The following is a 23592-nucleotide window of genomic DNA, read 5'->3' as shown; positions in this document are numbered from 1 at the left end:
TTTATCTAGATTTAAATTTTATAATCTAACTCCTCTGGTGGACTGTCAATCATTAGATCCCTCCTATTCAACAAATTAAACCTACGCCTTACTTATTAAGAAAGTAAATCAGTAAAAATGCTGATTTATTATTTTCTAAAATGTTTGAATTAAAGATGCCAATTCTGGTGCATCTAATAAAAGTGCAAAAAATGTAAGCACAACTAATAAAAATATGGAAAAGTAGAATTGAATCATGCTTCAAAATTACTTAAAAAGAATTTTTTAAGTTGTATAAAATAATGCTTTGTTTACATAATTAAATATCTCTACCTAAAGAAGTTTAATAAGAGAATAATTAAGATGCTTCAGGAGAAAATATCGTCCTATTTTTTTGCCAATACTCACAGCCTTTAAGTAAATGATCACCCTGAGGTATGCGTTTTTCGTATTTTGGACAGATCAAGATAGTAGCAAAAGTTTCTGTGGTGCTGTAGCGAAAGTGATTGCAAGTAATACAAATCTTTGTTCGTTTTCGTTTTAGGGTAGATTCTTTTAGATATTCCCATTTTGAAGGATTTACCTTGATCATGATTACTGGAATTTATTAGTAACAATTTGCCAACCTCCTGAAATTAATTCATTCCATGTTTCACAAGCACACTCAATAGAATGAAGTCTTGAATTTTTAATTTGGGCTGGTTCACCTAATTCATTTGCGTAGAAAAGATGAGTATATACTTTTAAGTTATTAGATACAGATTTCTTATAACTCTCAAAAAAAATTAATAAACCACTTTTTTTGTTAAACAACCAGCCAGTTGGGGGGTCAATAAAGCTGCCACGATAAAAATAAGTCCGAACATTAGCGACTCCTGAAGTCATGAGGATAATACAGTTGTACTATTAATATAAATGTACTACTCGTAGGCGTCAAGTATTCCTCTAGTAATTATTTAAATACTAAAATTACTTTCCAGAAATAATCAGTCGTAAACTTCTTATTTGGTAATAGTGAATACAAGTAACTCCGTGAAAATGAAAATATTATTTAAAGAGTATCTCCAAAAGAATGCAATGTATCGAAATCCCTTCTATTTAGGATGGAACAAAGGTTGGACTTTTTTATTTTTTTTAGAGGGTGGCATTGCAAAAATTGAAGCAATAGGTTTTGGTATTTCTATTACAACAAAAGTTGAGAAAGGAGAATCACCCCTAGAATCTGCGGATAGATTAGTCTCGAGAGAGCAAAGGATTAGAAAATCAAGATATTATTCTTGGGTTAAATCTATTAATGAAAAAACAATAAATTAACCAATCCTTAAATTTCTAAAGTAATTTGTTGACAATCAATTTAAAATAGAAAATAGTCATTTATTTTTCGTGTCCAATAAATTTTATGAATGGTGGAAAAACCATAGAAAAGTTGTAACCTATGGGGCTTTTATCATCTTGTTTGGTTTTTATTTATCTCCTGTTGTTAAAGAAGCAAAATACAAAAACCAATGTATTAAGTACTCTACAAAAGGAGCTTTAACAAAATTTAATAAGGACGATATAGGAGAAACTTTGCTGGAAGAAACAGGTTTGAATATTGATGAACTAGCAAAGATTGAAGGTTATAAGAATTGCATTAATTAAAAAGTTCGCAAAAATTACGCTGAGTTTTTAAATGATTAAAGGTATGTTTAAACTTATTTTATTAATATTATTATTTGGATTTATATCAATAAGTCCAAAAACAAGATATTTGATTGGCATAACTCTAAAAGAAATTTCTTCATTTCTTTTATGGACTGTTAAATATGAAGATAGAGAAAAATGGATTATAGATAAACCAAGTTGGATATCTGACCAAAAACTTAAACCATCGTATTAAATGAAGACTTATTTAGAAGAACGAATTGAATGGTATGACGATAATTATAGAAATGGTAATGCTTTAATATCTGATAAGCAGTTTGACCAACTTGAAAAAAATTTATTAAGAACAAACCCTAATTGTGATTACTTTAAAAAGAAAAATAAACTAGTTTTACCTTCATTACAAAAGGATTCAATAGATGAATTTTTGAAAGGATTATTGGTAGATACCAGATTATTAATTGAACCAAAAATTGATGGTTGTGCTGTTGCTTTGCAATATAGGGATGGAACCTTGGAGAAAGCAATTTCAAGAAAAGGAGCAGACGTTACTAGTAAACTTATTAAAGTCCAAGATATTCCCAATAAGCTCCCTTTACGAGGAGTTCTTCAAGTTAGAGGTGAATTATATGCACCCAACCAAAGTCCAAATATCTCCCAGAGAATCGCTTCTGGATTTCTAAGAGCTAAAGAAGGATTTTCTGAAAGTCTTAGCTTCTGCGCATTTCAAATACTTAATTCAACACTTAACCAATATGAGTCCAAAAGGAGTCTTTCAAAGCTTGGCTTCACGATCCCTCAGGATATTTCATGCAACTTTACGACCCAAGTTGAAGTATTTAGAAAACAATGGCTAGAAGGGAAGCTTTTTAGTAAATATCCAACAGATGGAATAGTAGTAAAAATAAATTCTAGAAAATTACAATTGATTAGAGAAAAATCAAATTTAGATTATCCTTATTGGCAAGTGGCAATAAAACGTTAATGGAATTAATACACCAGATTTTTCCTACTTGGCATATCTACTTGGATATGTTTTTGGTTGGCTTTGCAACTTACGGTTTTCTGAGAATTAAGAAAAAAATAAAAACTAAATAAAGTTTTTAAATCATCCGTGGTCCTTAAGCATGGATTTAAGTTGTTCGATATCTAATTGTTCAAGATAATTTCTCATTGCCAACCAAGATCTTCTGCTTTCTAACTTTCCACTTTGTTTAAATAAATTTGCGGAAACTTGATCTATCAATTCTTTATGAGTCATATTTATATTCTTCATCAAGTTCAATGACAACACCATTAAAAAATTCTGCTAATAATTTTGATGAGTCTTGCATAGATATCTTTCTATCTACTTTTGATAATTTCTTTTTGATTGGATTTAAGTTAGTCATACAGATTCAGGTAATTCAAGTTCTTCAAAAGTCCAACCCTCTAATTGAAGGTCATGCCATTTATCCCAAGCATTATCCAAATACATTTGAGTGGATGATTTAATTGCCATTGGCTCACCAAGATCATTTGCATAATATGTATGAGCAAAAATTCTCATACTATTTCTTGGAGATTTTTTATTCCTTATGAATAAAATTAATCTGCTGCGGTCTGGGCTAAGCAACCAACCACTTGGGGACTCATTACGATAACCGTAAGAAAAATTAGTCCAAACATTAGCTCCTCCTAAAGTCATTACTTAGTAATACATGTGTACTATTAATATAAATACATTAGAAATGGATCGTCAAGTATTTTGGCAAACAAATTATTTACACTCATCAAAAATAAATTTGATGAATAAGAAATGATATGATCATCTACCTCTTTTAATCTGCTCAAGAGTTCCAAGCCACCAAAGCCCAAATGTCTTTGTTGCTCGACCCCTCCTCCAACAACTGCTTATATTCTTTTCTTGCTTTTTCCTTATTTTTTCGTAAGTATGAGTATATAGGCTCTAATTTGCTCTAAAAAACTTTCACATAGGGGTTGACGATTATGCAAATTCCAGACGAAATGTTGAAAGAAATTAGAGAAAGTGGATACGATCAAGAGCTTGTATTCACACAAATAAGAAAGCTACTAGAAAGCGATAAACCAATTAAAGAAAACGAGTACAATCTAGAGCTTATAGACAATTACTTATTAGACAAAGATCCACAAGAACTATCTAAAAATGCTGCTGAGATAGTGATGGCAGCAGAGCTTATAGACAATTACTTATTAGATAAAAGATTTGTGAGAGAGCTTGAAGATTGGGATGAATATGATGCTGCTTAATTAGATAAAGTACCTATTTTTTCCTATTAATTTAGAGGTTATTCTTTTGAGCAAATAACAGGATTAAAACAATGATGAAACTTGCTATCATTTTTTTACCAATTTTATTTGCAGTTATTTGGGCTGCTTTTATAGGGTTAAGAATAAATAGAGTAGAAACAAGAGATGGAAAAAGAAAATTAATTAATTACTAAAAATAGCTATTGAATATAGAAGTTTTCTTCCAGCCCTCTTCTAATAATTTTTCATATTCTTCTCTAGCTGCTTCAACAGTTTCAACTCTTGAACCCTTCATTACTGGTTTACTACTCCTTTTATATACACAGCCATAACTAACCATCATCGCATCTATTGAAGGAGATGGTATGGAAATATCCTCAAATGGTTTAAATACTTTTATTCGATTTCTTTGCTTATTTATCAAAGTAAATTCTTCCATTAATGTTGTTAAAGATTACTAAAAAGTTCCTGCATTTGGTACTTCAATTTGGTCCTGCACGCTGGTAATGCACCACAAATTATGAGAAAAAAAATACCTACCAAAAGCCTTTGATAAAAAGGAGTTTGATAGGTAACACCGGATCCCCGTCAGTTCTCTGCTGCATCGACCTGGAAAAGCCAGAAGAGGATTCAAAGTGGGCTTTCGTTTCCGATTACAAGATCGGTTTACTACCGCATCACGACAGTCTCCTCATGTCGAAAGAGAGTCAGATCAGAGCACATAAAGAAGAACTTAACCAAAGATCCAGTATTCTAACTCTAACTTATTTTTTTATGCATTTGGAGATGGCCAAATGTCTCTTACCATAGTTAATAAAATTTGAGCTTCATCATATCTTTCTGAATGCGTTTTACCATTTAATAAAAATGTGATGTGAGCCATTTTTCTTCCCAGAATTTCGCGAGATTTGCCATAACAATGAATATTAGAACCCTCAATTTCAGATAACATTTTAATTCTGGTTTCCATTGAGATTGGGAAATTCTTTTTTAACCCCAGTAGATTTATCATAATTGCACCTTCACAGTTCATTTTAATTTCAGGTGGCATTATCTCAGAAGAAATGCAAACATATTGATCAAACTGACTTGAAGTGCAAGCTTCAATTGAGAAATGAGCTGAGTTATGTGTTCTAGGAGCTATTTCATTAATTAAAAGACCATTATCTCCATAAAAGAATTCAATAGCTAAAACTCCAACGTAATTAAGTTCATTGACTATTGAAGAGAAAATATTTATTGCAAATAAGTTCAAATCATATTCATTTGATCCAGGTGCAAGAACCCAATCACATACATGGTTTGATTGGAACGTCTCAACTATTGGAAAGAATCTTATCTTACCAGTCCTATCTCTCGAACCAACAAGAGCTAGTTCTTTTTCATACTCTATCCATTCTTCTATTAACCATTCATTAGAAATATTATCTGTTAAAAAAGAATCTAACTCTTCTTTTGTTTTTATTTTTTTGTTCCCTTTACCGTCATATCCACCTTTATTGGATTTTGCCATTAAAGGAAAAGTCCAATTATTGATTTCCTCTTCCGAGAGATTTTTAAAATCTTCAATACTTATCCATTTTGGGCAGGGAATATTCATTCTGTCTATTAATTTTTTTTGAGAAAACCTATCTACTAATGGCTTAATTGCATTAAGGCTTGGAACAAAAATATCTTTATTGTCAATTAAATTTAATTTATCAATTTTTATCCATTCATTTTCAAAAATTATTTTTTCACACTCATTAATTAATGATTTATTACCTCTTATCTTTAAAGGATCAGCTTGTATGACATGATCTGCTTTTGAACCAGCAGGATCATCACAAGATTTTGTTTGCACACATACTTCTAAATCTCTTTTTTTTGCTGCCTCGGTTAACATCAATGCCAGTTGACCACCTCCAATTATTCCTAGGGAATAATTTTTCTTAATATCTTTTATATTTTTTTTAAAACTCATAGCATGATTTTATTACCATTTCTAATTCTTAACAACTGAATTTTTAAGGATCTTGAGCTTAGATTTTGCTAATATATAAAGTATTTAATACCAAATATTTTTAAATTTTAACTAGGTAATCAATTGTGAATAAGAGAAAAATATTAGTCCCATTAGGTGATAAGTCATACGAAGTAACTCTAGAAGCAGGGATACTGAATAATATTAGCGAAGAACTTTTAAAAATTGGAATAACAAAGAATAGAAAAATACTTGTGATTTCAAATGAAGAAATATCAAATTTGTATGGAGAAAAATTTTTAAATAATTTAAAAGATAATAAATTTCAGGCCAAAATATTCCTTATCAAGGCTGGAGAATCATATAAAAACTTAAAAACCTTAAGTGAAATATATGATGTGGCATTTGAATTTGGCTTAGATAGAAATTCAATAATTATTGCCCTTGGAGGAGGAATTGTTGGAGATGTAAGTGGTTTCGCAGCTGCGACTTGGCTGAGAGGCATCGAATATATTCAGATTCCAACAACATTATTATCAATGGTTGATTCATCTGTGGGAGGTAAAACAGGAGTAAATCATCCAAAAGGTAAGAATTTAATTGGAGCGTTCAATCAACCTAAAGCAGTTTTTATTGATCCAGAAACTTTGAAAAGTTTGCCCAAAAGAGAATTTAGTGCCGGCATGGCCGAAGTAATAAAATACGGAGTAATAAGAGATAAAAAACTTTTCGAATACTTAGAAATTGAAAAAAACAAGAATGAGCTTATAAATCTCGAGAATGAATATCTAATTAAAATAATTGATAGTTCAATAAAAACAAAGTCTCATATTGTTTCGCAAGACGAACATGAAAATGGTGTTAGAGCAATATTGAATTATGGTCATTCTTTTGGTCACGTTATTGAAAATTTATGTGGATACGGCAAATTTCTACATGGTGAGGCAATATCAATTGGTATGAATATTGCGGGGAAAATAGCAATTGAGAAAGGGTTATGGTCTAAAGAAGAATTAGAGAGACAGAGGAATCTTTTGAAGAGTTACGATCTTCCTACCGAGATCCCTAAAATAAATAACGAAGAGGTCCTAACAATACTTATGGGCGACAAGAAAGTTCGTGATGGCAAAATGAGATTTATATTACCGAAAGAAATTGGTGCTGTTGATATATATGATGACGTAGAAGATTCATTATTTTTAAAGTTTTTTTCTTAACGCAAACAGGTTGAATTTATATTCATTTTCTTCTCATTAAGCTTTTTAAAGACAAACCACTTAAAATCACCTAAACAAACAGGATCAACGAGTCTGAGTAATGCCTCTCTTCTTAAAAGGGCATTTGATAAATCCTCCTTAAATTCTTTCTGAATCCCGTAAAGTCTCTCTGCCAATCCAAGTGCCAACAAAGCCTCTCCTTGTTTAGTTATCCCAACAGTATCAAATCCAAGAGTCTCAGCATCATTAATTAAAGTTTCTATGCACACATGAGATGTTAAATCGCAATTCCCAGGAGAATCCAAGACATCATTCTTCATTTTTTGATTTTCATAAGAAACTATAGTACCATCAGAATTCTTAGAGGTGTAGTATTTTTTAGCTTCTTTAGCGTAATCAATTATCAATAAAATACCATTATTAATTTTTCCATAAATAGCTTTTAACCATTTTGAGTTATCTATATGCCATTCTGTCGTCCATCCTTCAATAGCATCTTCAGGCGGAATAGTGATTCCCAACTCACTTTTAGCAAGTGCAATACTTTTTTCCAATTCACTTGTAATTGGCATTTCATCAAAAAATAATTTATGAGATTTTTTGTCTATAGAAACTACTTGTCGTAGTAATTTTCCTTTTGAAAAGGTTATTCTTTCTACTGGCAAAGCATCTAAAACCTCATTTGCAAGAACTATTCCATTTATATTATTTTCTTCTACTTCTTCCAAACGTTTCCATAAAATATCAATACCTAGGTTTAAAAATCCCTTCAATTTATTTTTTTGTTTTTCTACCATCCCTTCATTAGGTTCAATAACTACAAAAGAAACTCCTTCCAAAAAATTCTTGTTATTTTCTAAAAAATATTTAATTAATCCACTCATAAAGCTTCCATCTCCTGCTCCAAATTCAATTACAGCTAATTTCTGATTAGATAAAAAACTATTTTTGAACTGAATCAACCAATCTTCTATTTGTTTACCAACCAAAAAAGCAAAATCATCAGATAAAGAGGGTGATGTGACAAAATCTCCTCGAACGCCTAACTCAGCTTTACCGCTGCCGTAATAACCATTAATAGGATCGTTTAATGCGAAATTCATAAAATCATAAAAACTTATAGTCCCACCCATTTTTATTATTTTTTTTACTAACCAATCTGGATTATTCGCGGGTAAGCTATTCATCAGCGAAAATATAAAAAGAAAGAACTTATTTATGCCTTCAAAGATTAACTATTTATTAGGAATATTTCTATCTATATTAGTTTTAATTTCACATAAACCCGTTTTCGCTATAAATAATCCAAATCTCTTACCAGAAGAAAAAACACCAGTAATTGATTTAGCTAAAACATTAAGCCCTAATCAGAAAAAATCTTTAGAGGAAAAGCTCAATAATCTAGAAATTGAAAGTGGTTGGAAAATTAAATATTTATCTCAGTTTGAAAGTTCTCCTGGTAGTGCAATAAAGGACTATTGGGATTTAGATGAGACAAGTTTGTTGATAGTTGCGGATCCTAGAGGGGGAAATTTGCTGAACTTTAACGTCGGAGAGGCTTATTTTAATTTTATGCCAAGGTTATTTTGGGTTGAACTTCAAACAAGATTTGGCAACCAATACTATGTTAAAGATCACGGTGAGGATGGTGCAGTATTAGATGCAATTGATTCAGTAAAGATTTGCCTGGAAAGAGGAGGATGCCAAGTTGTCCCTGGCCTACCCAAAGAGCAATATATCTGGACTTTATGTACATCGATTCTTGGAGGTTTAGTAGCAGGTTTTGCATCTGCTCCAAGAAAAGAAGGTCAAATCATATCAATTGGATTTTTAGCTCTTCTTTCTCCTTTATGGGGAATGTTATTTGGAATCTTTGGTTTGGCACCGATAATATCCAGAACAAATGATTTATTACCTTTATTTAAAAATGGTTTAGCTTTTACAGCTGCAGGAATTGCGGGTTATATCTTGTCTCAAACATTATTTTCAAGATATGAAAAGCCCAAAAATAATTAAAATATAAACAAAAAAATATCTAATCCTCAAAAAATTTATCTTCTTCACGAATTTCACCAGACTCTGAATACCATCGATGAGAAACATGACTTAATCCCTTTTTTTTAAACTCAATCCATGAAAAGTTAATTAGTAATTTCCCATCTTCATCAGTTTTATATCTTGGCACCAAAGCAGTATTGAAATAAATTGTTCCTTTCCTATCAATTTTAAACATTTCTCTTAAACCAAGATTTCTTTTAAGTCGGTTGTGCATATGACCAAAAATTACAAGATCAACTTTTCTTTTCTTTTGTATTTGAGAAATAGCCACAGACAAATCTCTATCTCCCCAATCTAATGAGGGTAATTTCCAGTCTTTCCCACAAATGCTTTTAGGTTCTGAGCCTAAACCCGAGGGGCCAGCATGAGACATAATTATTAAAGGTATATCTTCTAAAGCCTTTTCCGAACATTTGATAATTTTATTTATTGAATCTTGTTCGGTGATAGGTCCATAAACACCTTTAACTTCTTTGGAAAGATAATAGCCGCCGCCAGAACTACATGGTCTAGCAGACAATAAATTTATTTGATTATTAAAAACTTTTAAATCCCATGCACAATATTTTTCACCAAGAACACGTATCTGCTTTGAGAGAGTTTCCCCTGTGGAATCTTTCCCTCTATCATGATTTCCTAAAATCACAAAAGTAGGAATTTTGATCTCATTGATTTTTTTAATTATTTTGACACTCCCATCAGAAATATCACCAACAAATAAAACAATATTTGGATTGATAATCGATAAAACTTTCAAGTCTAGTTCAGACCATTGACCATGACAGTCACCAACAATAGCAATTTTTAAATTTGTCAGAATTTTTTCTGTTTAAAGGCATATAATCTATTTAGAGATATTCTAAATCCTGATCAGTATAACTTCTACTTCAAAACAGAAATCAGTTCAAAATGAAGAGGATTTGATTTCTGAAATAAAGGAGCGTTGCAAAAAAGCTAATGCAATTATTCTTGCGCACTATTATCAAGCTCCAGAGATTCAGGAAATTGCAGATTTTATTGGCGATTCATTAGATCTATCTAGGAAAGCTGCAAATAATAATGCAGATATAATAATTTTTTGCGGTGTGCACTTTATGGCCGAAACCGCAAAAATACTTAGCCCTAATAAAACAGTCCTATTACCAGATATTGACGCAGGATGCTCATTAGCAGACGATTGTCCCTCAGATAAATTTCAAAAGTTCAGGGAAGAAAATCCAGATCACTATGTCGTAAGTTATATCAATTGTACTGCGGAAGTAAAAGCTCAAAGTGATCTGATATGTACAAGCAGTAATGCAGTCTCGTTAATTAAAAAGATACCTGAAGATAAAAAGATAATATTTGCACCAGATCAGAATCTTGGGAGATGGGTACAAAAAAATTCAGGAAGAGATCTTAAATTATGGCCTGGCAGCTGTATTGTTCATGAATCATTTAGTGAAGAAGCACTACTAAAACTAAAATACCAGAATCCAGGATCAAAAGTAATTGCTCATCCTGAATGTAGTCAAAATTTACTACTTCTATCGGACTTTATTGGATCAACAAGTAAACTGCTTGATTTCGTAAGTAAAGATCCATCGACAACCTTCATGGTATTAACTGAACCCGGAATCATACATCAAATGAAGAAGAAACAACCTAACAAAATTTTTATTGAAGTACCAGATATAGAAGGTTGTAAATGTAATGAGTGTCCATATATGAAATTAAATACTTTAAAAAAAATCCTCGATTGCTTGAAACATAATTCCCCTTCTATCGAACTTGACCCAGAAATTATAAAAAAAGCCTATATACCAATAAAGAGAATGTTGGATATGAGTAATTAATTTAATGAAAACAATTCTTTTCCCTTCTTAATTTTTAGGAATGCATTCAGATTTGTAGTAGCAGGGTTAAACTGGCCTATCTGATTTTTCCTTTTAATTATATTAATGAGCTCTTTTTCGCCTGCTTTATATTGTTTATCTTTTCTAGTTCCAATCTCTCTTTGAAGAATAGGGTTGATATTCATTTTTACTTCAATATCTGGAGCAATTCCAGATTTATTTATATCAGTACCGTTCGGAGTTAAATACTTTGCTACCGTAACAGTTAACCCAGAACCATCAACTAAAGTTCTCATAGATTGAACTAGACCTTTTCCAAAAGTTTTTTTCCCTACTAATTTTCCTCTTTTATTATCTTTTATTGCACCAGAAACTATTTCACTAGCACTGGCTGATCCCTCATTAACTAGGACAACTAAAGGTTTTTTTGTTAGAGCCTGACCATTTCCTCTTTTTGTTTCTTTTAAACCATCTTTACTCAAGGTACTAACTATTACTCCTTTGTTAATGAAGTGCCTAGAGATATCAATACTTGATTCTAATAAACCTCCAGGATTACTTCTTAAGTCAAGAACATATCCTGCGACTTTTTTTGTTTCTAAATTCTTAATAGCTTCTCTGGTCTCTCTGGATGCATTTGCGTTAAATTGTTTAATCCTTACATAACCAATTAGTAAGCCATTTTTGGTTTCATTGACTTTACTTGAAACAGTTTTTATTTCAATCTTTTCTCTTGATAAAACCTTAAAAAAAGTTTTAGAACCTCTAAGAATTTCAAGCTTTACTTTAGTACCTCTTTGTCCTCTTATTAATTTCACGGCATCATCTATATTCATCCCTTTCGTAGAAATATCATCTATAGATAAGATTTTGTCTTGAGCCTTAATTCCAGCATTAAAAGCAGGTGTGTCCTCTATAGGGGAAATAATAATTAAAACATCAGATTCTTTATCTTTAACAATTTGAATACCAACTCCAGTTAATTCTCCAGAAGTATCTATTCTCATTTGATTAAATTCCTTTGGTTCTAAAAATCTTGTATAAGAATCATCTAAGTTCGATAGCATATCTCTAATCGCGTCATATGCTTCATTACTATCTGAGTATGTTTTTGATAAAAATTCTTTTCTTATCTTAATCCAATTTGACTTTTGGAATTTACCACTTGAATCAAGAAAATCTCTATATACAATTTGCCAAACATGATCAATTACTTCTTTATAACTATTATTTAAAACTGTTGCTTCTGCAAAATTATTACAAAAAATCGCTGAAAAGCTTGTCGCAAATAAAATTATAAAGTTTTTTTTAAGCAATTTTTTTAACTTCAAAGAATTTATTTTTTACATTATAAAAAGAATTTATATATATGTTCAAAATTTGACAAATCCTTAAGGATCAATCCACTTCCCATCATCTTTAATAAGTTGGATTAAAGCATTAACCCCCTCATCTTCAGGTACTCTTTTTATCTCTTCTTTCCTTCTATATAAGGCAATAGTTCCTTTACCTTTCCCAACATAACCATAATCAGCATCTGCCATTTCTCCTGGCCCATTAACAATACATCCCATTATTGCTATATCCAGACCCGTTAAATGTGAGGTGGCGTTCCTAACTTTATCAACAACTTCTTCTAGATTGAAAAGTGTTCTCCCACAACTAGGGCAACTGATGTATTCAACCATTGTTTTTCTTAATCCTAAAGATTGCAAAATTGAATAGCACACTGGAATTTCCTTCTCTGGGGCTTCTGTTAAGGAAACCCTGATGGTATCTCCTAATCCCTCTGCTAAAAGCGTTCCAATTCCAGCAGTACTTTTAATCCTTCCATAATCACCATCACCAGCTTCGGTCACTCCTAAATGTAAGGGATAGTTATATCCTTCTGAGTCAAGCCTATCTGCAATCATTCTGTAAGCTGCCATCATAACCGGAGCTCTAGAAGCTTTCATAGAAATAATTATGTTATGAAAATCAAGCTCATCACAAATTTTGACGAACTCCATCGCAGATTCTGTCATTCCCAATGGCGTATCACCATAAGTAAAAAGCATCCTCTCAGATAGAGACCCATGATTAACTCCAATCCTTAGAGCTTTGTTTTCAGCCTTTAAAACTTCAACTAAAGGGGTAAATCTTTTAAGTATTGTTTGCTTAATAGTTTCAAATTCCTCATCTGTATATTCAGTTCTTGTAGGGTCTGATTTTTCAAAAACAAACAATCCAGGATTAATTCTTACTTTATCGACATGTTTTGCAACTTCCATTGCAATTTTCATACCATTATGGTGAACATCAGCCACCAAGGGGGTATTTATATTATTTTCTAGTAATTTTGCTTTTATATCTCCTACCGCTTTGGCATGTGCTAAGGAAGGGACAGTCAACCTTACTATTTCACAACCCACATCATGAAGTCTTTTGATAGCTAAGTAAGCATTCTCGACATCCATCGTATCTTCATTTATCATCGATTGAACTCTTACTGGATAATCACTTCCAATAGCTACATCACCTACCATTACTGTTCTAGTTATCCTTCTCTCAATATGAGTTGAATATCTTTTGGAGAGACTATTAACCTCTTTTGATTGAGTTAATGACATTAAAATTCTTGATATTCAAAAAGGATTTCACTAAATTATACGGCATATAGTTTACCACTTACATTCTCAAGGTCTTTCAAAGTTAGATGGTAAGGTTTATTGATTTCTTTTGAAGGAAATCTCAACAAATAAGATGGATGAAAAATTACCATAATTTCTCTCCCATCTTTTTTAATCCATCGACCTCTTAAATTACTTATAGGATCTTTAACTTCTAAAATAGCTCTCATAGCAGTTGAACCAGTAAGTAATATAAATTTTGGATCAACTAGCTTTATTTGCTGTAATATCCAAGGTTTATGAATATTAATTTCTCTAGCAGTGGGTTTTCTATTATTTGGTGGACGACATTTAATTACATTACAAAAATAAACATCCTTCTTATAGTCAATCCCAGCTTGTATTAATAATTCGTTTAATAGCTTACCAGATTTACCTACATAAGGTTTTCCTTCTAAATCTTCCTGTGCTCCAGGTGCCTCACCAATTATTAATAAATCTGCAAATACACTTCCTCTCCCAATTACTAACCTTTTCACCGAAAATAAAACTTTAAATATATTTATCTTAAGAACTCAAAACATGAAAATAAAATAGATTAAGAAAATGAACTAAATTAAACCATAATGTGATAGTTTTATTTATTCTTAATTTATGCATTTGTCTTTATTAAAAGTCATATTTGAAAAGTCATAAGTCAATGATTCAAGTTAATTTATCTGATAGGGCACTTTCAATTGAGCCTTCTCTTACATTGCAGATAAGTGCTAAAGCAAATCAATTATCTGCAGAAGGAGTAGATATTTGCAATTTAAGTGCAGGAGAACCTGATTTTGATGCCCCCAAAGAAGTTATAGAGGCTACAAGTAAAGCTATATTTGATGGATTCACAAAGTACGGTCCCGCAGCAGGGAATTTAGATCTCCGAAAAGCAATTGCAAATAAACTTCAAATTCAAAACGATTTAAATTATGAATTTGAAAATGTAATGGTCACGAATGGTGCTAAGCAAGCAATATATAATCTTTTCCAAGTCTTTTTAAATACTGGAGACGAAGTTATTATTCCTTCTCCATATTGGTTAAGTTATCCCCAGATAGTTAGATTGGCGGGTGGGAAGCCAATTTTTACAAATTCTTCTGCAGAAGATGGATTCAAAATAAATATAGAAGATTTGAAGTCTAAAATCTCTCCAAAAACTAAATTTATAATTATCAATTCTCCTAATAACCCTACTGGAAGAGTTATGTCAAAGGAAGAATTATTGCAGATTGCCGATTTAGCTAGAGAAAATCCCAACATCAATATTCTTTCTGATGAGATTTACGAACTAATCCATAAAAAAGAATTTAAACACTACAGTTTATCCTCACTAGCAAATGACTTAAAAGATAGGATTTTTATGATAAATGGGTTTGCGAAAGGATGGGCTATGACTGGCTGGAGGATAGGTTATTTAGTAGGTCACAAAGATGTAATCAAAGCATCCTCAGCATTACAAAGTCAAAGTACAAGTAATGTTTGTTCTTTTGTTCAAAAAGGTGCTTTAGAAGCTTTAAAAATTAATAATGAGTTCTTCACAAAGATAAATAGCCATTATGATCAAAGAAGAAGTCTTCTTTATGAAGGCCTTAAGAATATAAATGGGATTTATATTGAAGAACCTAAAGGAGCATTTTATGCATTTCCAAAATTACCTAATTCCTCAATTACTTCTATTGATTTCTGCAATAAAGCTCTTCAAGATTACGGTTTAGTTGTCGTACCCGGAAAAGCTTTTGGGGCTGATCAATGTATTAGGATATCTTGTGCAGCTTCAGAGATCAAAATAAAAGATGGACTAGAAAGAATTGAAAAAGCAATATCTGAAAACTATTAATTGAAACCAAGTTATGTTTAATTTAAAAAATTTCCTACTAAGTTCATCTCTATTATTTTCTATTTTTTCATCACCTGTATTTTCAAATCCTAAAGTTTTAAAAGTTGGAGCAATACCTGATCAAAACCAAGATGTTTTGGACAAAAGATTTAATTTATTTTCAAAAGAATTATCCAAACAACTTGATGTAGAAGTTAAATACATTCCTGTTATTAATTATGTTGCAGCAGTAACTGGATTTAGAACTAAAGATTTAGATTTAGTTTGGTTTGGCGGTTTATCAGGAGTTCAAGCCAGACTACAAACTCCTAATTCAATTGTCATAGCTCAAAGAGATATCGATAAGGAATTTAAAACTGTTTTTATAGTAAACAAAAATTTAGAACTTAACCCAATTTCAAACATTAAAGAACTTAAAAAACTAAAGAATTTGAGATTTACTTTTGGCTCTGAAAACTCAACTTCTGGAAGATTAATGCCAGAATATTTTTTAAATCGAGCAGGGCTAGAAATTAAACACTTCAAAGGGAAAAAAGCAGGTTTTAGTGGGAGTCATGATGCCACTATAGCTTTAGTTAATAGTGGGGCATTTGATGCTGGAGCTTTAAATAAACAAGTTTGGGAAAACACTCTTAAAAATAATCCCAAAAGAACAAGTAATTTAGAATTATTCTGGATCACCCCAGAATATGTTGACTATCATTGGATTGCTCAAGGGGATCTTGAAAATAGATTCGGTGAAGGGTTTACAAAAGAACTTAAATCAGTAATTCTAAATTTAGATATAAATCAAAAATCACATAAAAAGGTTTTAGATATGTTCAATGCAAAAAGATTTATAAATGCAGAAGCAAAACAGTATAAAAATATAGAGGAAATAGGGAGGAAATTGAATAAAATTAGATGAATAATACTCTCTTAGAATTAAAAAATATATCTTATAAATACAAAAATAATCTGATTCTTAATAAAGTTAATTTGAAAATAAATTCAGGGGAGAAGATTGCACTTTTAGGTAAAAGCGGTTCAGGAAAAACTACACTTATATCCGTTCTTAATGGCACTATCAAGCCAACTCATGGTGAGGTTAAATTATTCAGTAAAAGTTTCGAGGAATTAGATAGAAAGCAGAAAAGTAAGATAACAACTATTTGGCAAGATTTAAGATTAATAGAAGATCTCTCTGCAGAACAAAATGTTAATTGTGGACTACTAGCGGAAAACAATTTTTATTTCGCTTTTAAAAATTTGCTAAATATAAGTTCTTTTAAGAAGGCACATAAATATATGCAATTATGTAGACTTCATAATTCTATTTACGACAAAAAAATCGGAAAACTATCTGGGGGGCAAAAACAAAGGGTGGCTATAGCTAGATCATTAATTCAAGGATCAAATATATTACTTGCAGATGAGCCTTTTAATAATTTAGATCCCAAATTAATAACAACAATTAAAAACCTTCTGCTAGAAAATGGAGATAAAAATAACACAAAAATATCCCCAAAGACCGCATTAGTTGCATTACATAGATTAGATTTGCTGAACGATTTCGATAAAGTTATTGGAATAAGGGATGGTAAAATTTTTTTCAATATTAAAAGAAATAACTTAAAGAAGCTTCATTTAGACAAAATATATTAATTAGTTGAACAAATTAAAATTAAACTATACCTCATTATCTTTTCTTCCAATTTTGGTATGCATACCTCTAGGGTATCAATTAATAAACAATATTCATTTTGGAGGATTTAAATTATTCCAAGAATTCTTAATTTCTGCATTTAATCCCAAGATCGATAATGAAATTATTATTACCGTAATTAAGCGATTAAATGAAACTATTTTAATTGGTTTTTTTAGTTGGTTAGTAAGTATTATTTTTGGAGCAATTTTTGGAATAATTTCCTCAAATATTTTTTATAAAATCTTTAATATTCCAAATTTTTTCTATCGCATAATAAGGTTTTTTCTAACAATAATTAGATCTATACACGAAGTGGTTTGGGGAATAATATTAATGCAAATATATGGAATAAATTTTTCGATAGGAATAATAGCTATATGTATACCTTATATTGCTGTAAATTCAAAAGTTTTTGCAGAACAATTAGAAACTATTGACTACAAAAGTTTTGAATCTATAAATCAAATAAATGCACCTAAATTTTCTTCTTTATTAACTATAGGATGGAATCCAATAATAAATACATTTAAAAACTTTGGTTTATATCGATTAGAATGTTCAATAAGAAGTACGGTGATTTTAGGACTTTTTGGGATTGGAGGAATAGGTACCAGTATTTTTTTATCTTTCCAAACTTTGAATTTTAGAGAGTTATGGACTTATTTATGGTCCTTAGCAATTTTGATAATTCTTTCCGGATTAATATTCAAAAAAATAAAATTTAATACTACAAATAAAATCCTATCTATTTTTTTCATTGCAGTTTTTTTCATAACAATTTTATTTTCTTTTCCATATTTTCTTTATTTTATTTTGAATAATTTTGAAAATTTTAATTCTATTAGTTCTCTATTTAAATCAAGCTCAGATTTAGGATTATTTGATTTCTTGAAAGTTATATTAGAAACAATAATTTTAAGTCTTTTATCAACAGGAATCGCAATTAGTTTACCTCCATTAGTAATAGGAATTTTTAACAACAATAGTTCTAAAATTTTTATAAAAATTTTTGCATTTTTGTTACGTTTAATACCTACACCTGTAATACTTCTAACTCTATTAACTTTTAATAATCCTTCTTTATCTTTAGCAGCTTTAACATTAGGTCTTCACAACGCTGGTATTACAAGCAAATTACTTTTTACAAATCTAGAAACCCAAGATAGGAGAAATTATATTGCAATGAAATCTCTAGGAATCTCAAAAAAGACTAGTTGGCTTTTAGGTTTATTTTCTCAACAAGCAAAAAGTTACTTAGCATATTGCGCTTATAGATCTGACATCATTATTAGAGAAACTGCAATTGTTGGTGTCATTGGAAGTGTTGGTCTAGGTTGGCAATTGCAAGAATCACTAAGTTCCTTCGCATGGCAAGAAGTCACCATAGTTTTGATAGCTTATAGCTCCATTGCAATAGTTGGCGAATTAATAAATGGTAAAATCAAAAATAGTTTAACTTGATTTGTAAGGATAATTTGTTAAATCAAGTAATTATTTTTTTCCGGTTATAGTGATTAGTTTACCAAAACAGCTAGTTGTAATTGGAGATAGCTCAGTTTATGGATGGGGAGATAATGAGGGTGGCGGATGGTGTGAGAGGCTTAGAAAAGATTGGTGCAACAACCAAAATGGGCCAGTTATTTATCAACTTGGCGTTAGGGGAGATGGGATAGAAAAAGTTTCATCTAGATGGGAAAAAGAATGGTCATCTAGAGGAGAAACGAGAAGAAATAAACCTAAAGCAATCCTACTAAATGTAGGTCTTAACGACACTGCAGCAATTGGTCAGATAAATGGAAGGCATCAATTAGATATAGATGGATTTGAATATGGATTAGAGAGGCTAATTAATGAAATGAAATCTCAAACAAATGTATTTGTTATTGGTTTGACACCAGTTGACGAAAGCAAAATGCCTTTCGCAGGATGTCTATGGTACTCAAATGATTTTTGTAATTCTTATGAAAGGAGAATGGAGGAAGTATGCCTCAATCAGAATGTCCCATTTCTTCCTACTTTTAGAGAAATGTACTCTGATAAAAGGAGTAAAAATTGGATTACGCATGATGGAATTCATCTAAATTCCGAAGGTCATTTCTGGCTTTTCCAAAGACTTAAAAGCTGGGAGATTCTTACAAAATGGAAGGAATCTTAGGTCTTTCCAAATATTATTAATTTAAAAAATATGAATATAAAATAAGGGCAAAGATAGCAAAAACAGAAGCAATACTTGTCTGAATAGCATTTACCAATTCATTACTTAATTTATATTTGTTTTGATATTTAGCACCAATAATACTTTCAGAGAGTGTTGCCAAGAATCCTGAAACTACAACAACTATAAAATGATATTTTGTAGAAATAATTGATAGCCGAAGCATTATAAAAGCCATAAATATTGATCCCAAAACACTAGCTAATGTTCCTTCTATACTTATTCCTCCTTCAGTTCCCCTATCCACCTTTTTAAGTGAAGTAATTAAGTATGTGTCTTTACCATATCTTTTTCCAATTTCGCTGCCAAAAGTATCCGCCAACTTTGCAGCAAAGCTTGCAGCAAAACCTACTTTAAACATCACTACATTGGCAGCATTAAATTTGGTCATAATGGCAAGAAATAATCCTGTAGCTGCTGAGCCCCATACATTCTCAGGACCTCTCCTCCCGCCTCTTTTTTCAGCAATTCCTTGTTCTTTTTTAAATTTAAAACCTATTTTGGTAACGAGAGATCCAAATAATAAATAAATTACAACTGCCATCCATCCCTGCCAAGACAAACATCCCCACAAAATTGTTCCTAAGATTCCTGCACTTACCCAACCACTTTTTGTCATCAAAGGAATCCTGCAAAATATATAAATCAAAATAAAATTAATGCAAAAACCTATAAAAAATTGATTTCTAATTAAATCCATATTTATCTAATTCTTTAATTTCAAATCAATTCTCCACTGATTTAGAATTGATGATGCGTTAATACTAGCTGTTGAAGTTCTCAAGATAGTTTCGGAAAGCTTAACAAAGGTAATATTATTTTTTTTAAAAAAATCAATTTCTTTAGCGGACCAACCTCCTTCAGGACCAATTACATTCCAAAAAATACCTCCTTTTTTATTTACAAATTCTTGTTGTTTTCTTAACCATTGATTTAAGTCATATAGTGTTTCTTCTCTAGTTATAGAAATTGAAACTCTTTCTTGATTATCTCTACTTTTTAGCCATTCAATAATATCCATTCCATTTAAAATAAATGGTTTCCATAATCTCTCACTTTGCTCAACAGCTTCATTGATAATTAAATTCCATCTCAAAAGTTTTCTAGAAAAATTTAAATTTTTGTTTACCTGTCTTTCTGAAAATAATGGCTGTATATAATCAATTCCTATTTCAGTACACATTTTTAAAATATCCTCAAAACCACTTTTTGGTATAACAACAGCTATTCCTAATAAGTGAATTTCTTGTTCTTGAGATAAGTAAGGTTTTTTTGATTTAATTATTTCTAAGCAATCATTTTTAACTTTTATAGCTTTCCATAATGAACCCTCTCCGTTAGCTATAAATATTTTTTTACCATTTTTTATCCTCATTACTTTATTTAAATAATGAGCCTCTTCTTTAGAAAGTTCTAAATTATTGTTCTTAATATTTTCAATTCTTTCATGGGAAATAATTAATCTTGTTAAGTCTTCCATCTAAAACACTTAATCTTTGAAAACTAAATCTTCATGTTCTTCAACTGTCCAATCATTATTTTCACCCCCAATAATTAACTCTTCAATTTTTACATAATTATTTGATATCTCATTCAAAGAATTAATTAATATATCTATTGAAATGGAGTCTGAAGTTCCAAAATCAACCCAACATCTTCCCCAAAGATTTTGATATTCCATAATTCCTAAATTATGCATTAAGGCTGGAAGAGATGCATTTTTTTGGTCATTATCATAGGACATCCAACTTAGATCGGAACCCTCTTCATGAGTTTGCATATTTTCAGAATTAAATCCACCTAACCTTCCTAAAACGTACCAACTATCAAAAACACCATCTAAATAATTTTTTTCGTCTTGAGTCGGTGATTCTGAAAACCTGATCCATATCCAACAATTAAAAGGATCAACTTCCCTAAAAATAATATTCATATTGACTAATATCTTTTTAAGATCTACAGCTATTATAAGTAAGTTATTACTAGATTCAAATTCATACCTACAACTTAATTAATAATGCTTGATTTAAAAGAAATATCTTATCAACCCCAAACTGGTGAAAGAAAAATAATAGACAATTTAAATTTAAAAGTTCATGAAAATGAAATCATTTTAATTTGCGGCAATAGTGGTTCTGGGAAAACAACACTACTCGAAATAATAAGCGGATTAACAAATCCGCAAAAGGGAAAAATTACTTGGAAGAATAAAATTTTGTCTTCTAGACAAAGAAGATGGTTTTGTGGAGTAGTATTCCAATTTCCTGAAAGATACTTTATAGGTACAACCATTGGTAAAGAATTAAAAATAGGCCATAAATCTTTAAGAGAAAAAAATATAGAAATAGTTTTAAATAAAGTTGGTTTGAAAAAAATTAATCTGACTCAACCGCCAGAACAGCTAAGTGGCGGACAACAAAGGCGGTTAGCTGTAGCAGTTCAACTTCTTAGAAACCCCTCAATTCTTTTACTTGATGAACCAACTGCTGGATTAGACTATTCAATGAGAAATGATGTGAAGAATTTAATTCTTGATTTAAAAAATAAAAATACAATTATTATTGTTACTCATGAACCTGCCTTATTTGAGGGAATTCCTTCTAGGATATTATTCTTGGAAAAAGGGAAAATCAAAAATTTTATGAAAGAAAATCATGCAGGATAGGATAGTTCGGGCTACTGCAGCCAATGGAGGAATAAGATTAGTTGCGGTCTTAACAACAGAATCTTCTTTAGAAGCAAAAAAAAGACATGGCCTTTCTTACTTAACCACCTGTATCTTAGGCAGAGCATTTAGTGCTTCACTGCTTTTAGCAAGCTCAATGAAAATAATGCATGGGAGAGTCACTTTAAGAGTTAGATCTGACGGACCTTTGAAGGGATTACTAGTTGATGCAGGTAGAGACGGGAAAGTTAGGGGTTATGTAGGGGATCCTAATTTAGAATTGGACCTAGTCAAAATAGATAATAATAAATATTCTTTTGATTTTACAAAAGCATTAGGTACAGGATATTTAAATGTAATTAGAGATAGTGGATTTGGAGAACCCTTTACAAGCACTGTTGAATTAGTAAATGGAAATATTGCTGAAGACTTAGCTTCATATTTGTATCATTCAGAGCAAACTCCCTCTGCTGTATTTATTGGAGAAAAAATTCAAAATAAAAGTGTTATTTGCAGTGGTGGCTTATTAGCTCAAGTTTTACCTAAAAAAGATACTGACCCTCTGCTAGTCTCACTACTTGAAGAAAGATGCAAAGAAATTAATTCTTTCAGCGAAGATCTATTTAAGTCTAAAGATAACCTTCTTGATTTAATTAGAAATATATTTCCCGATATTGACGATAAATCAATCTCTGAAAAAGCTCGTTCTCAAGAAGTGAGTTTTAAATGCAAGTGTTCCAAACAAAGAAGTTTAAACGCGATGAAAATGCTTGATAAGAGCGAGTTAGAGGACATCCTCAAGAAAGATGGCAAAGCAGAGTTGGTTTGTGAATTTTGTAAAAATAAATATCTTATAAATTATGAAGAAATTAAATCTATAGTAGAAAATCAATCATAAAAAAATTACGCCTAGCCATAAAATAACCATGGCCGGAATACTTTGAATTTTTTGTATTGATAAAGAGTTGTTTGATACTTCCTGAATGAAAGAATTATTTTCAAGCAATCCACCAAATATTAATCCTATCGAGAGAAAGGTAACACTCCAACCCAGAGAACCTATAAATCTTTTCCCTGATTTAATTTGAGTATAGGTAAGTATTAATGTTGAGATAGAGAGTAAAAGTCTATTATTAGAGTCTGGACTGATAAATAATAAAATTAAAAATAATAGCCCAACAGATATTTTTATTGAAAGATTATCAAATGAGGGGGTAGTTATTTTTGGCAGACTATATTGACTTGAATTGTTAGAGTTATTATTTAAATTTTTTATCTTAGAAAGAAGTGGGAATTTATTATTAGTAAATTGATTAATTTGTTTTTCTTTTTTTGAGGCACTCACAGCTTCATAGCTTACATTTCCTGATTGCCTGGCTTTCAAACTACCCATGAGTAATTGATCAAAAGAGGATTCTATTTTCGCTTTTAAAATTAAATCTTCACCAGCCTCTTTAACTTTAATATCTCTAGCCTTCTGAATATCTTCAAAAGCAGCGCCTTCTTTTACACCTAAAATTTCATAAGGTGATTTTTCGTTATTGTTTTTACTATTGTTTGAATCCAAAAT

Annotated in this window: 31 protein-coding genes and 1 other RNA gene; 15 read left to right on the top strand and 17 right to left on the bottom strand. The window is 30.8% G+C overall.

Annotated features, from left to right (window positions below; all coding sequences use genetic code 11):
• Window positions 1-337: 337 nt before the first annotated feature.
• On the bottom strand, window positions 338-571 hold the full coding sequence (locus JJ844_07275) for a hypothetical protein (protein ID MBO6975474.1): 234 nt from the start codon (window positions 569-571) through the stop codon (window positions 338-340).
• Between the two features lie 2 nt (window positions 572-573).
• Window positions 574-864: a DUF1651 domain-containing protein gene (locus JJ844_07270; GenBank protein ID MBO6975473.1), complete on the bottom strand. Its 291-nt coding sequence runs from the start codon at window positions 862-864 to the stop codon at window positions 574-576.
• A gap of 192 nt (window positions 865-1056) precedes the next feature.
• On the opposite strand from JJ844_07270, the gene JJ844_07265 reads away from it, so the two are divergent.
• The 4 genes from JJ844_07265 (at window position 1057) to JJ844_07250 (ending at window position 2608) form a co-directional block, all read left to right on the top strand.
• Window positions 1057-1293, top strand: a complete 237-nt coding sequence (locus tag JJ844_07265; protein MBO6975472.1) for a hypothetical protein — start codon at window positions 1057-1059, stop codon at window positions 1291-1293.
• A 69-nt stretch (window positions 1294-1362) separates the two neighbouring features.
• Entirely contained in the window at window positions 1363-1620 is a 258-nt protein-coding gene (locus JJ844_07260; GenBank protein MBO6975471.1) for a Notch domain-containing protein, read from the top strand.
• A 31-nt stretch (window positions 1621-1651) separates the two neighbouring features.
• Window positions 1652-1858 carry a hypothetical protein gene (locus JJ844_07255; GenBank protein ID MBO6975470.1) on the top strand — a complete coding sequence of 69 codons (207 nt, stop codon included), beginning with the start codon at window positions 1652-1654 and terminating at the stop codon, window positions 1856-1858.
• On the top strand, window positions 1859-2608 hold the full coding sequence (locus JJ844_07250; GenBank protein MBO6975469.1) for an NAD-dependent DNA ligase: 750 nt from the start codon (window positions 1859-1861) through the stop codon (window positions 2606-2608).
• A gap of 123 nt (window positions 2609-2731) precedes the next feature.
• Here the strand turns inward: JJ844_07250 and JJ844_07245 are convergent, their stop codons facing one another.
• From JJ844_07245 to JJ844_07235, 3 genes are read right to left on the bottom strand one after another with little or no spacing between them, the layout of a single operon-like run.
• The gene (locus JJ844_07245) at window positions 2732-2884 is read right to left on the bottom strand and encodes a hypothetical protein (GenBank protein MBO6975468.1); all 153 of its coding nucleotides are present in this window, start codon (window positions 2882-2884) and stop codon (window positions 2732-2734) included.
• Window positions 2874-3014: a hypothetical protein gene (locus JJ844_07240; GenBank protein ID MBO6975467.1), complete on the bottom strand. Its 141-nt coding sequence runs from the start codon at window positions 3012-3014 to the stop codon at window positions 2874-2876. Before JJ844_07240 ends, JJ844_07245 begins: the two co-directional genes overlap by 11 nt.
• Complete coding sequence (locus tag JJ844_07235) at window positions 3011-3310, bottom strand: DUF1651 domain-containing protein (GenBank protein ID MBO6975466.1); 300 nt, start codon at window positions 3308-3310, stop codon at window positions 3011-3013. Before JJ844_07235 ends, JJ844_07240 begins: the two co-directional genes overlap by 4 nt.
• Window positions 3311-3612: 302 nt before the next feature.
• Between JJ844_07235 and JJ844_07230 the strand changes: the two genes are divergently transcribed.
• Window positions 3613-3894: a hypothetical protein gene (locus JJ844_07230; GenBank protein ID MBO6975465.1), complete on the top strand. Its 282-nt coding sequence runs from the start codon at window positions 3613-3615 to the stop codon at window positions 3892-3894.
• A 190-nt stretch (window positions 3895-4084) separates the two neighbouring features.
• Here the strand turns inward: JJ844_07230 and JJ844_07225 are convergent, their stop codons facing one another.
• The 3 genes from JJ844_07225 to JJ844_07215 all read right to left on the bottom strand — a co-directional run bounded on the left by JJ844_07225 (window position 4085) and on the right by JJ844_07215 (window position 5857).
• Window positions 4085-4333, bottom strand: coding sequence for a DUF1651 domain-containing protein (locus JJ844_07225; protein MBO6975464.1), 249 nt, complete (start codon window positions 4331-4333; stop codon window positions 4085-4087).
• A gap of 131 nt (window positions 4334-4464) precedes the next feature.
• Window positions 4465-4649, bottom strand: a non-coding RNA gene (ssrS, locus tag JJ844_07220) — 6S RNA.
• A gap of 17 nt (window positions 4650-4666) precedes the next feature.
• Window positions 4667-5857: a 5-(carboxyamino)imidazole ribonucleotide synthase gene (locus JJ844_07215; protein MBO6975463.1), complete on the bottom strand. Its 1191-nt coding sequence runs from the start codon at window positions 5855-5857 to the stop codon at window positions 4667-4669.
• Between the two features lie 125 nt (window positions 5858-5982).
• On the opposite strand from JJ844_07215, the gene JJ844_07210 reads away from it, so the two are divergent.
• Window positions 5983-7074 carry a 3-dehydroquinate synthase gene (locus JJ844_07210; protein ID MBO6975462.1) on the top strand — a complete coding sequence of 364 codons (1092 nt, stop codon included), beginning with the start codon at window positions 5983-5985 and terminating at the stop codon, window positions 7072-7074.
• Here the strand turns inward: JJ844_07210 and JJ844_07205 are convergent.
• Complete coding sequence (locus JJ844_07205; protein ID MBO6975461.1) at window positions 7071-8261, bottom strand: SAM-dependent methyltransferase; 1191 nt, start codon at window positions 8259-8261, stop codon at window positions 7071-7073. The genes JJ844_07210 and JJ844_07205 overlap by 4 nt on opposite strands.
• 31 nt (window positions 8262-8292) lie before the next feature.
• Here JJ844_07205 and JJ844_07200 point away from each other — a divergent pair, with 31 nt between their 5' ends.
• Complete coding sequence (locus tag JJ844_07200; protein MBO6975460.1) at window positions 8293-9090, top strand: TPM domain-containing protein; 798 nt, start codon at window positions 8293-8295, stop codon at window positions 9088-9090.
• Between the two features lie 19 nt (window positions 9091-9109).
• Here the strand turns inward: JJ844_07200 and JJ844_07195 are convergent, their stop codons facing one another.
• Window positions 9110-9928, bottom strand: a complete 819-nt coding sequence (locus JJ844_07195; protein ID MBO6975459.1) for a TIGR04168 family protein — start codon at window positions 9926-9928, stop codon at window positions 9110-9112.
• A gap of 124 nt (window positions 9929-10052) precedes the next feature.
• On the opposite strand from JJ844_07195, the gene nadA reads away from it, so the two are divergent.
• Window positions 10053-10967: a quinolinate synthase NadA gene (nadA, locus tag JJ844_07190; GenBank protein MBO6975458.1), complete on the top strand. Its 915-nt coding sequence runs from the start codon at window positions 10053-10055 to the stop codon at window positions 10965-10967.
• On the opposite strand, the gene JJ844_07185 is transcribed toward nadA, so the two are convergent.
• From JJ844_07185 to JJ844_07175, 3 genes are read right to left on the bottom strand one after another with little or no spacing between them, the layout of a single operon-like run.
• Window positions 10964-12298 (bottom strand): PDZ domain-containing protein, encoded by a 1335-nt coding sequence (locus JJ844_07185; protein MBO6975457.1) that lies wholly within the window; start codon window positions 12296-12298, stop codon window positions 10964-10966. The genes nadA and JJ844_07185 overlap by 4 nt on opposite strands.
• A gap of 60 nt (window positions 12299-12358) precedes the next feature.
• Window positions 12359-13576 carry a (E)-4-hydroxy-3-methylbut-2-enyl-diphosphate synthase gene (gene ispG / locus JJ844_07180; GenBank protein ID MBO6975456.1) on the bottom strand — a complete coding sequence of 406 codons (1218 nt, stop codon included), beginning with the start codon at window positions 13574-13576 and terminating at the stop codon, window positions 12359-12361.
• Window positions 13577-13611: 35 nt separating this feature from the next.
• Window positions 13612-14115: a uracil-DNA glycosylase gene (locus tag JJ844_07175; protein MBO6975455.1), complete on the bottom strand. Its 504-nt coding sequence runs from the start codon at window positions 14113-14115 to the stop codon at window positions 13612-13614.
• Between the two features lie 161 nt (window positions 14116-14276).
• Here JJ844_07175 and JJ844_07170 point away from each other — a divergent pair, with 161 nt between their 5' ends.
• The 5 genes from JJ844_07170 to JJ844_07150 all read left to right on the top strand — a co-directional run bounded on the left by JJ844_07170 (window position 14277) and on the right by JJ844_07150 (window position 19297).
• Window positions 14277-15455 carry a pyridoxal phosphate-dependent aminotransferase gene (locus JJ844_07170; GenBank protein ID MBO6975454.1) on the top strand — a complete coding sequence of 393 codons (1179 nt, stop codon included), beginning with the start codon at window positions 14277-14279 and terminating at the stop codon, window positions 15453-15455.
• Between the two features lie 13 nt (window positions 15456-15468).
• Window positions 15469-16362, top strand: a complete 894-nt coding sequence (locus tag JJ844_07165) for a putative selenate ABC transporter substrate-binding protein (protein ID MBO6975453.1) — start codon at window positions 15469-15471, stop codon at window positions 16360-16362.
• Window positions 16359-17099 (top strand): ATP-binding cassette domain-containing protein, encoded by a 741-nt coding sequence (locus JJ844_07160; protein ID MBO6975452.1) that lies wholly within the window; start codon window positions 16359-16361, stop codon window positions 17097-17099. The genes JJ844_07165 and JJ844_07160 overlap by 4 nt, the downstream gene beginning before the upstream one ends.
• A 376-nt stretch (window positions 17100-17475) precedes the next feature.
• Entirely contained in the window at window positions 17476-18603 is a 1128-nt protein-coding gene (locus JJ844_07155) for a phosphonate ABC transporter (protein MBO6975451.1), read from the top strand.
• Window positions 18604-18652: 49 nt separating this feature from the next.
• Window positions 18653-19297 (top strand): arylesterase, encoded by a 645-nt coding sequence (locus JJ844_07150; GenBank protein MBO6975450.1) that lies wholly within the window; start codon window positions 18653-18655, stop codon window positions 19295-19297.
• 16 nt (window positions 19298-19313) lie between these two features.
• Here the strand turns inward: JJ844_07150 and JJ844_07145 are convergent, their stop codons facing one another.
• The 3 genes from JJ844_07145 to JJ844_07135 are packed head-to-tail and all read right to left on the bottom strand — an operon-like array spanning window position 19314 to window position 21290.
• Window positions 19314-20057 carry a TIGR00297 family protein gene (locus JJ844_07145; protein MBO6975449.1) on the bottom strand — a complete coding sequence of 248 codons (744 nt, stop codon included), beginning with the start codon at window positions 20055-20057 and terminating at the stop codon, window positions 19314-19316.
• Window positions 20058-20063: 6 nt separating this feature from the next.
• Window positions 20064-20837, bottom strand: a complete 774-nt coding sequence (locus JJ844_07140; GenBank protein ID MBO6975448.1) for a 16S rRNA (uracil(1498)-N(3))-methyltransferase — start codon at window positions 20835-20837, stop codon at window positions 20064-20066.
• Between the two features lie 9 nt (window positions 20838-20846).
• Window positions 20847-21290: a DUF3531 family protein gene (locus JJ844_07135; protein ID MBO6975447.1), complete on the bottom strand. Its 444-nt coding sequence runs from the start codon at window positions 21288-21290 to the stop codon at window positions 20847-20849.
• Between the two features lie 84 nt (window positions 21291-21374).
• Here JJ844_07135 and JJ844_07130 point away from each other — a divergent pair, with 84 nt between their 5' ends.
• Together JJ844_07130 and hslO are read left to right on the top strand one after the other, a co-directional pair.
• On the top strand, window positions 21375-22022 hold the full coding sequence (locus JJ844_07130; GenBank protein MBO6975446.1) for an ABC transporter ATP-binding protein: 648 nt from the start codon (window positions 21375-21377) through the stop codon (window positions 22020-22022).
• Window positions 22012-22920, top strand: a complete 909-nt coding sequence (gene hslO, locus JJ844_07125; GenBank protein MBO6975445.1) for an Hsp33 family molecular chaperone HslO — start codon at window positions 22012-22014, stop codon at window positions 22918-22920. The genes JJ844_07130 and hslO overlap by 11 nt, the downstream gene beginning before the upstream one ends.
• Here hslO and JJ844_07120 read toward each other — a convergent pair.
• Entirely contained in the window at window positions 22915-23589 is a 675-nt protein-coding gene (locus JJ844_07120) for a CPP1-like family protein (GenBank protein MBO6975444.1), read from the bottom strand. The two genes, hslO and JJ844_07120, sit on opposite strands and share 6 nt — an antisense overlap.
• Between the last annotated feature and the right edge of the window lie 3 nt (window positions 23590-23592).

The sequence above is a fragment of the Prochlorococcus marinus CUG1435 genome (assembly GCA_017644375.1).
GTDB classification, from domain to species: Bacteria; Cyanobacteriota; Cyanobacteriia; order PCC-6307; family Cyanobiaceae; genus Prochlorococcus_A; species Prochlorococcus_A marinus_AH.
This window is presented reverse-complemented; position numbering and strand designations above follow the sequence as displayed.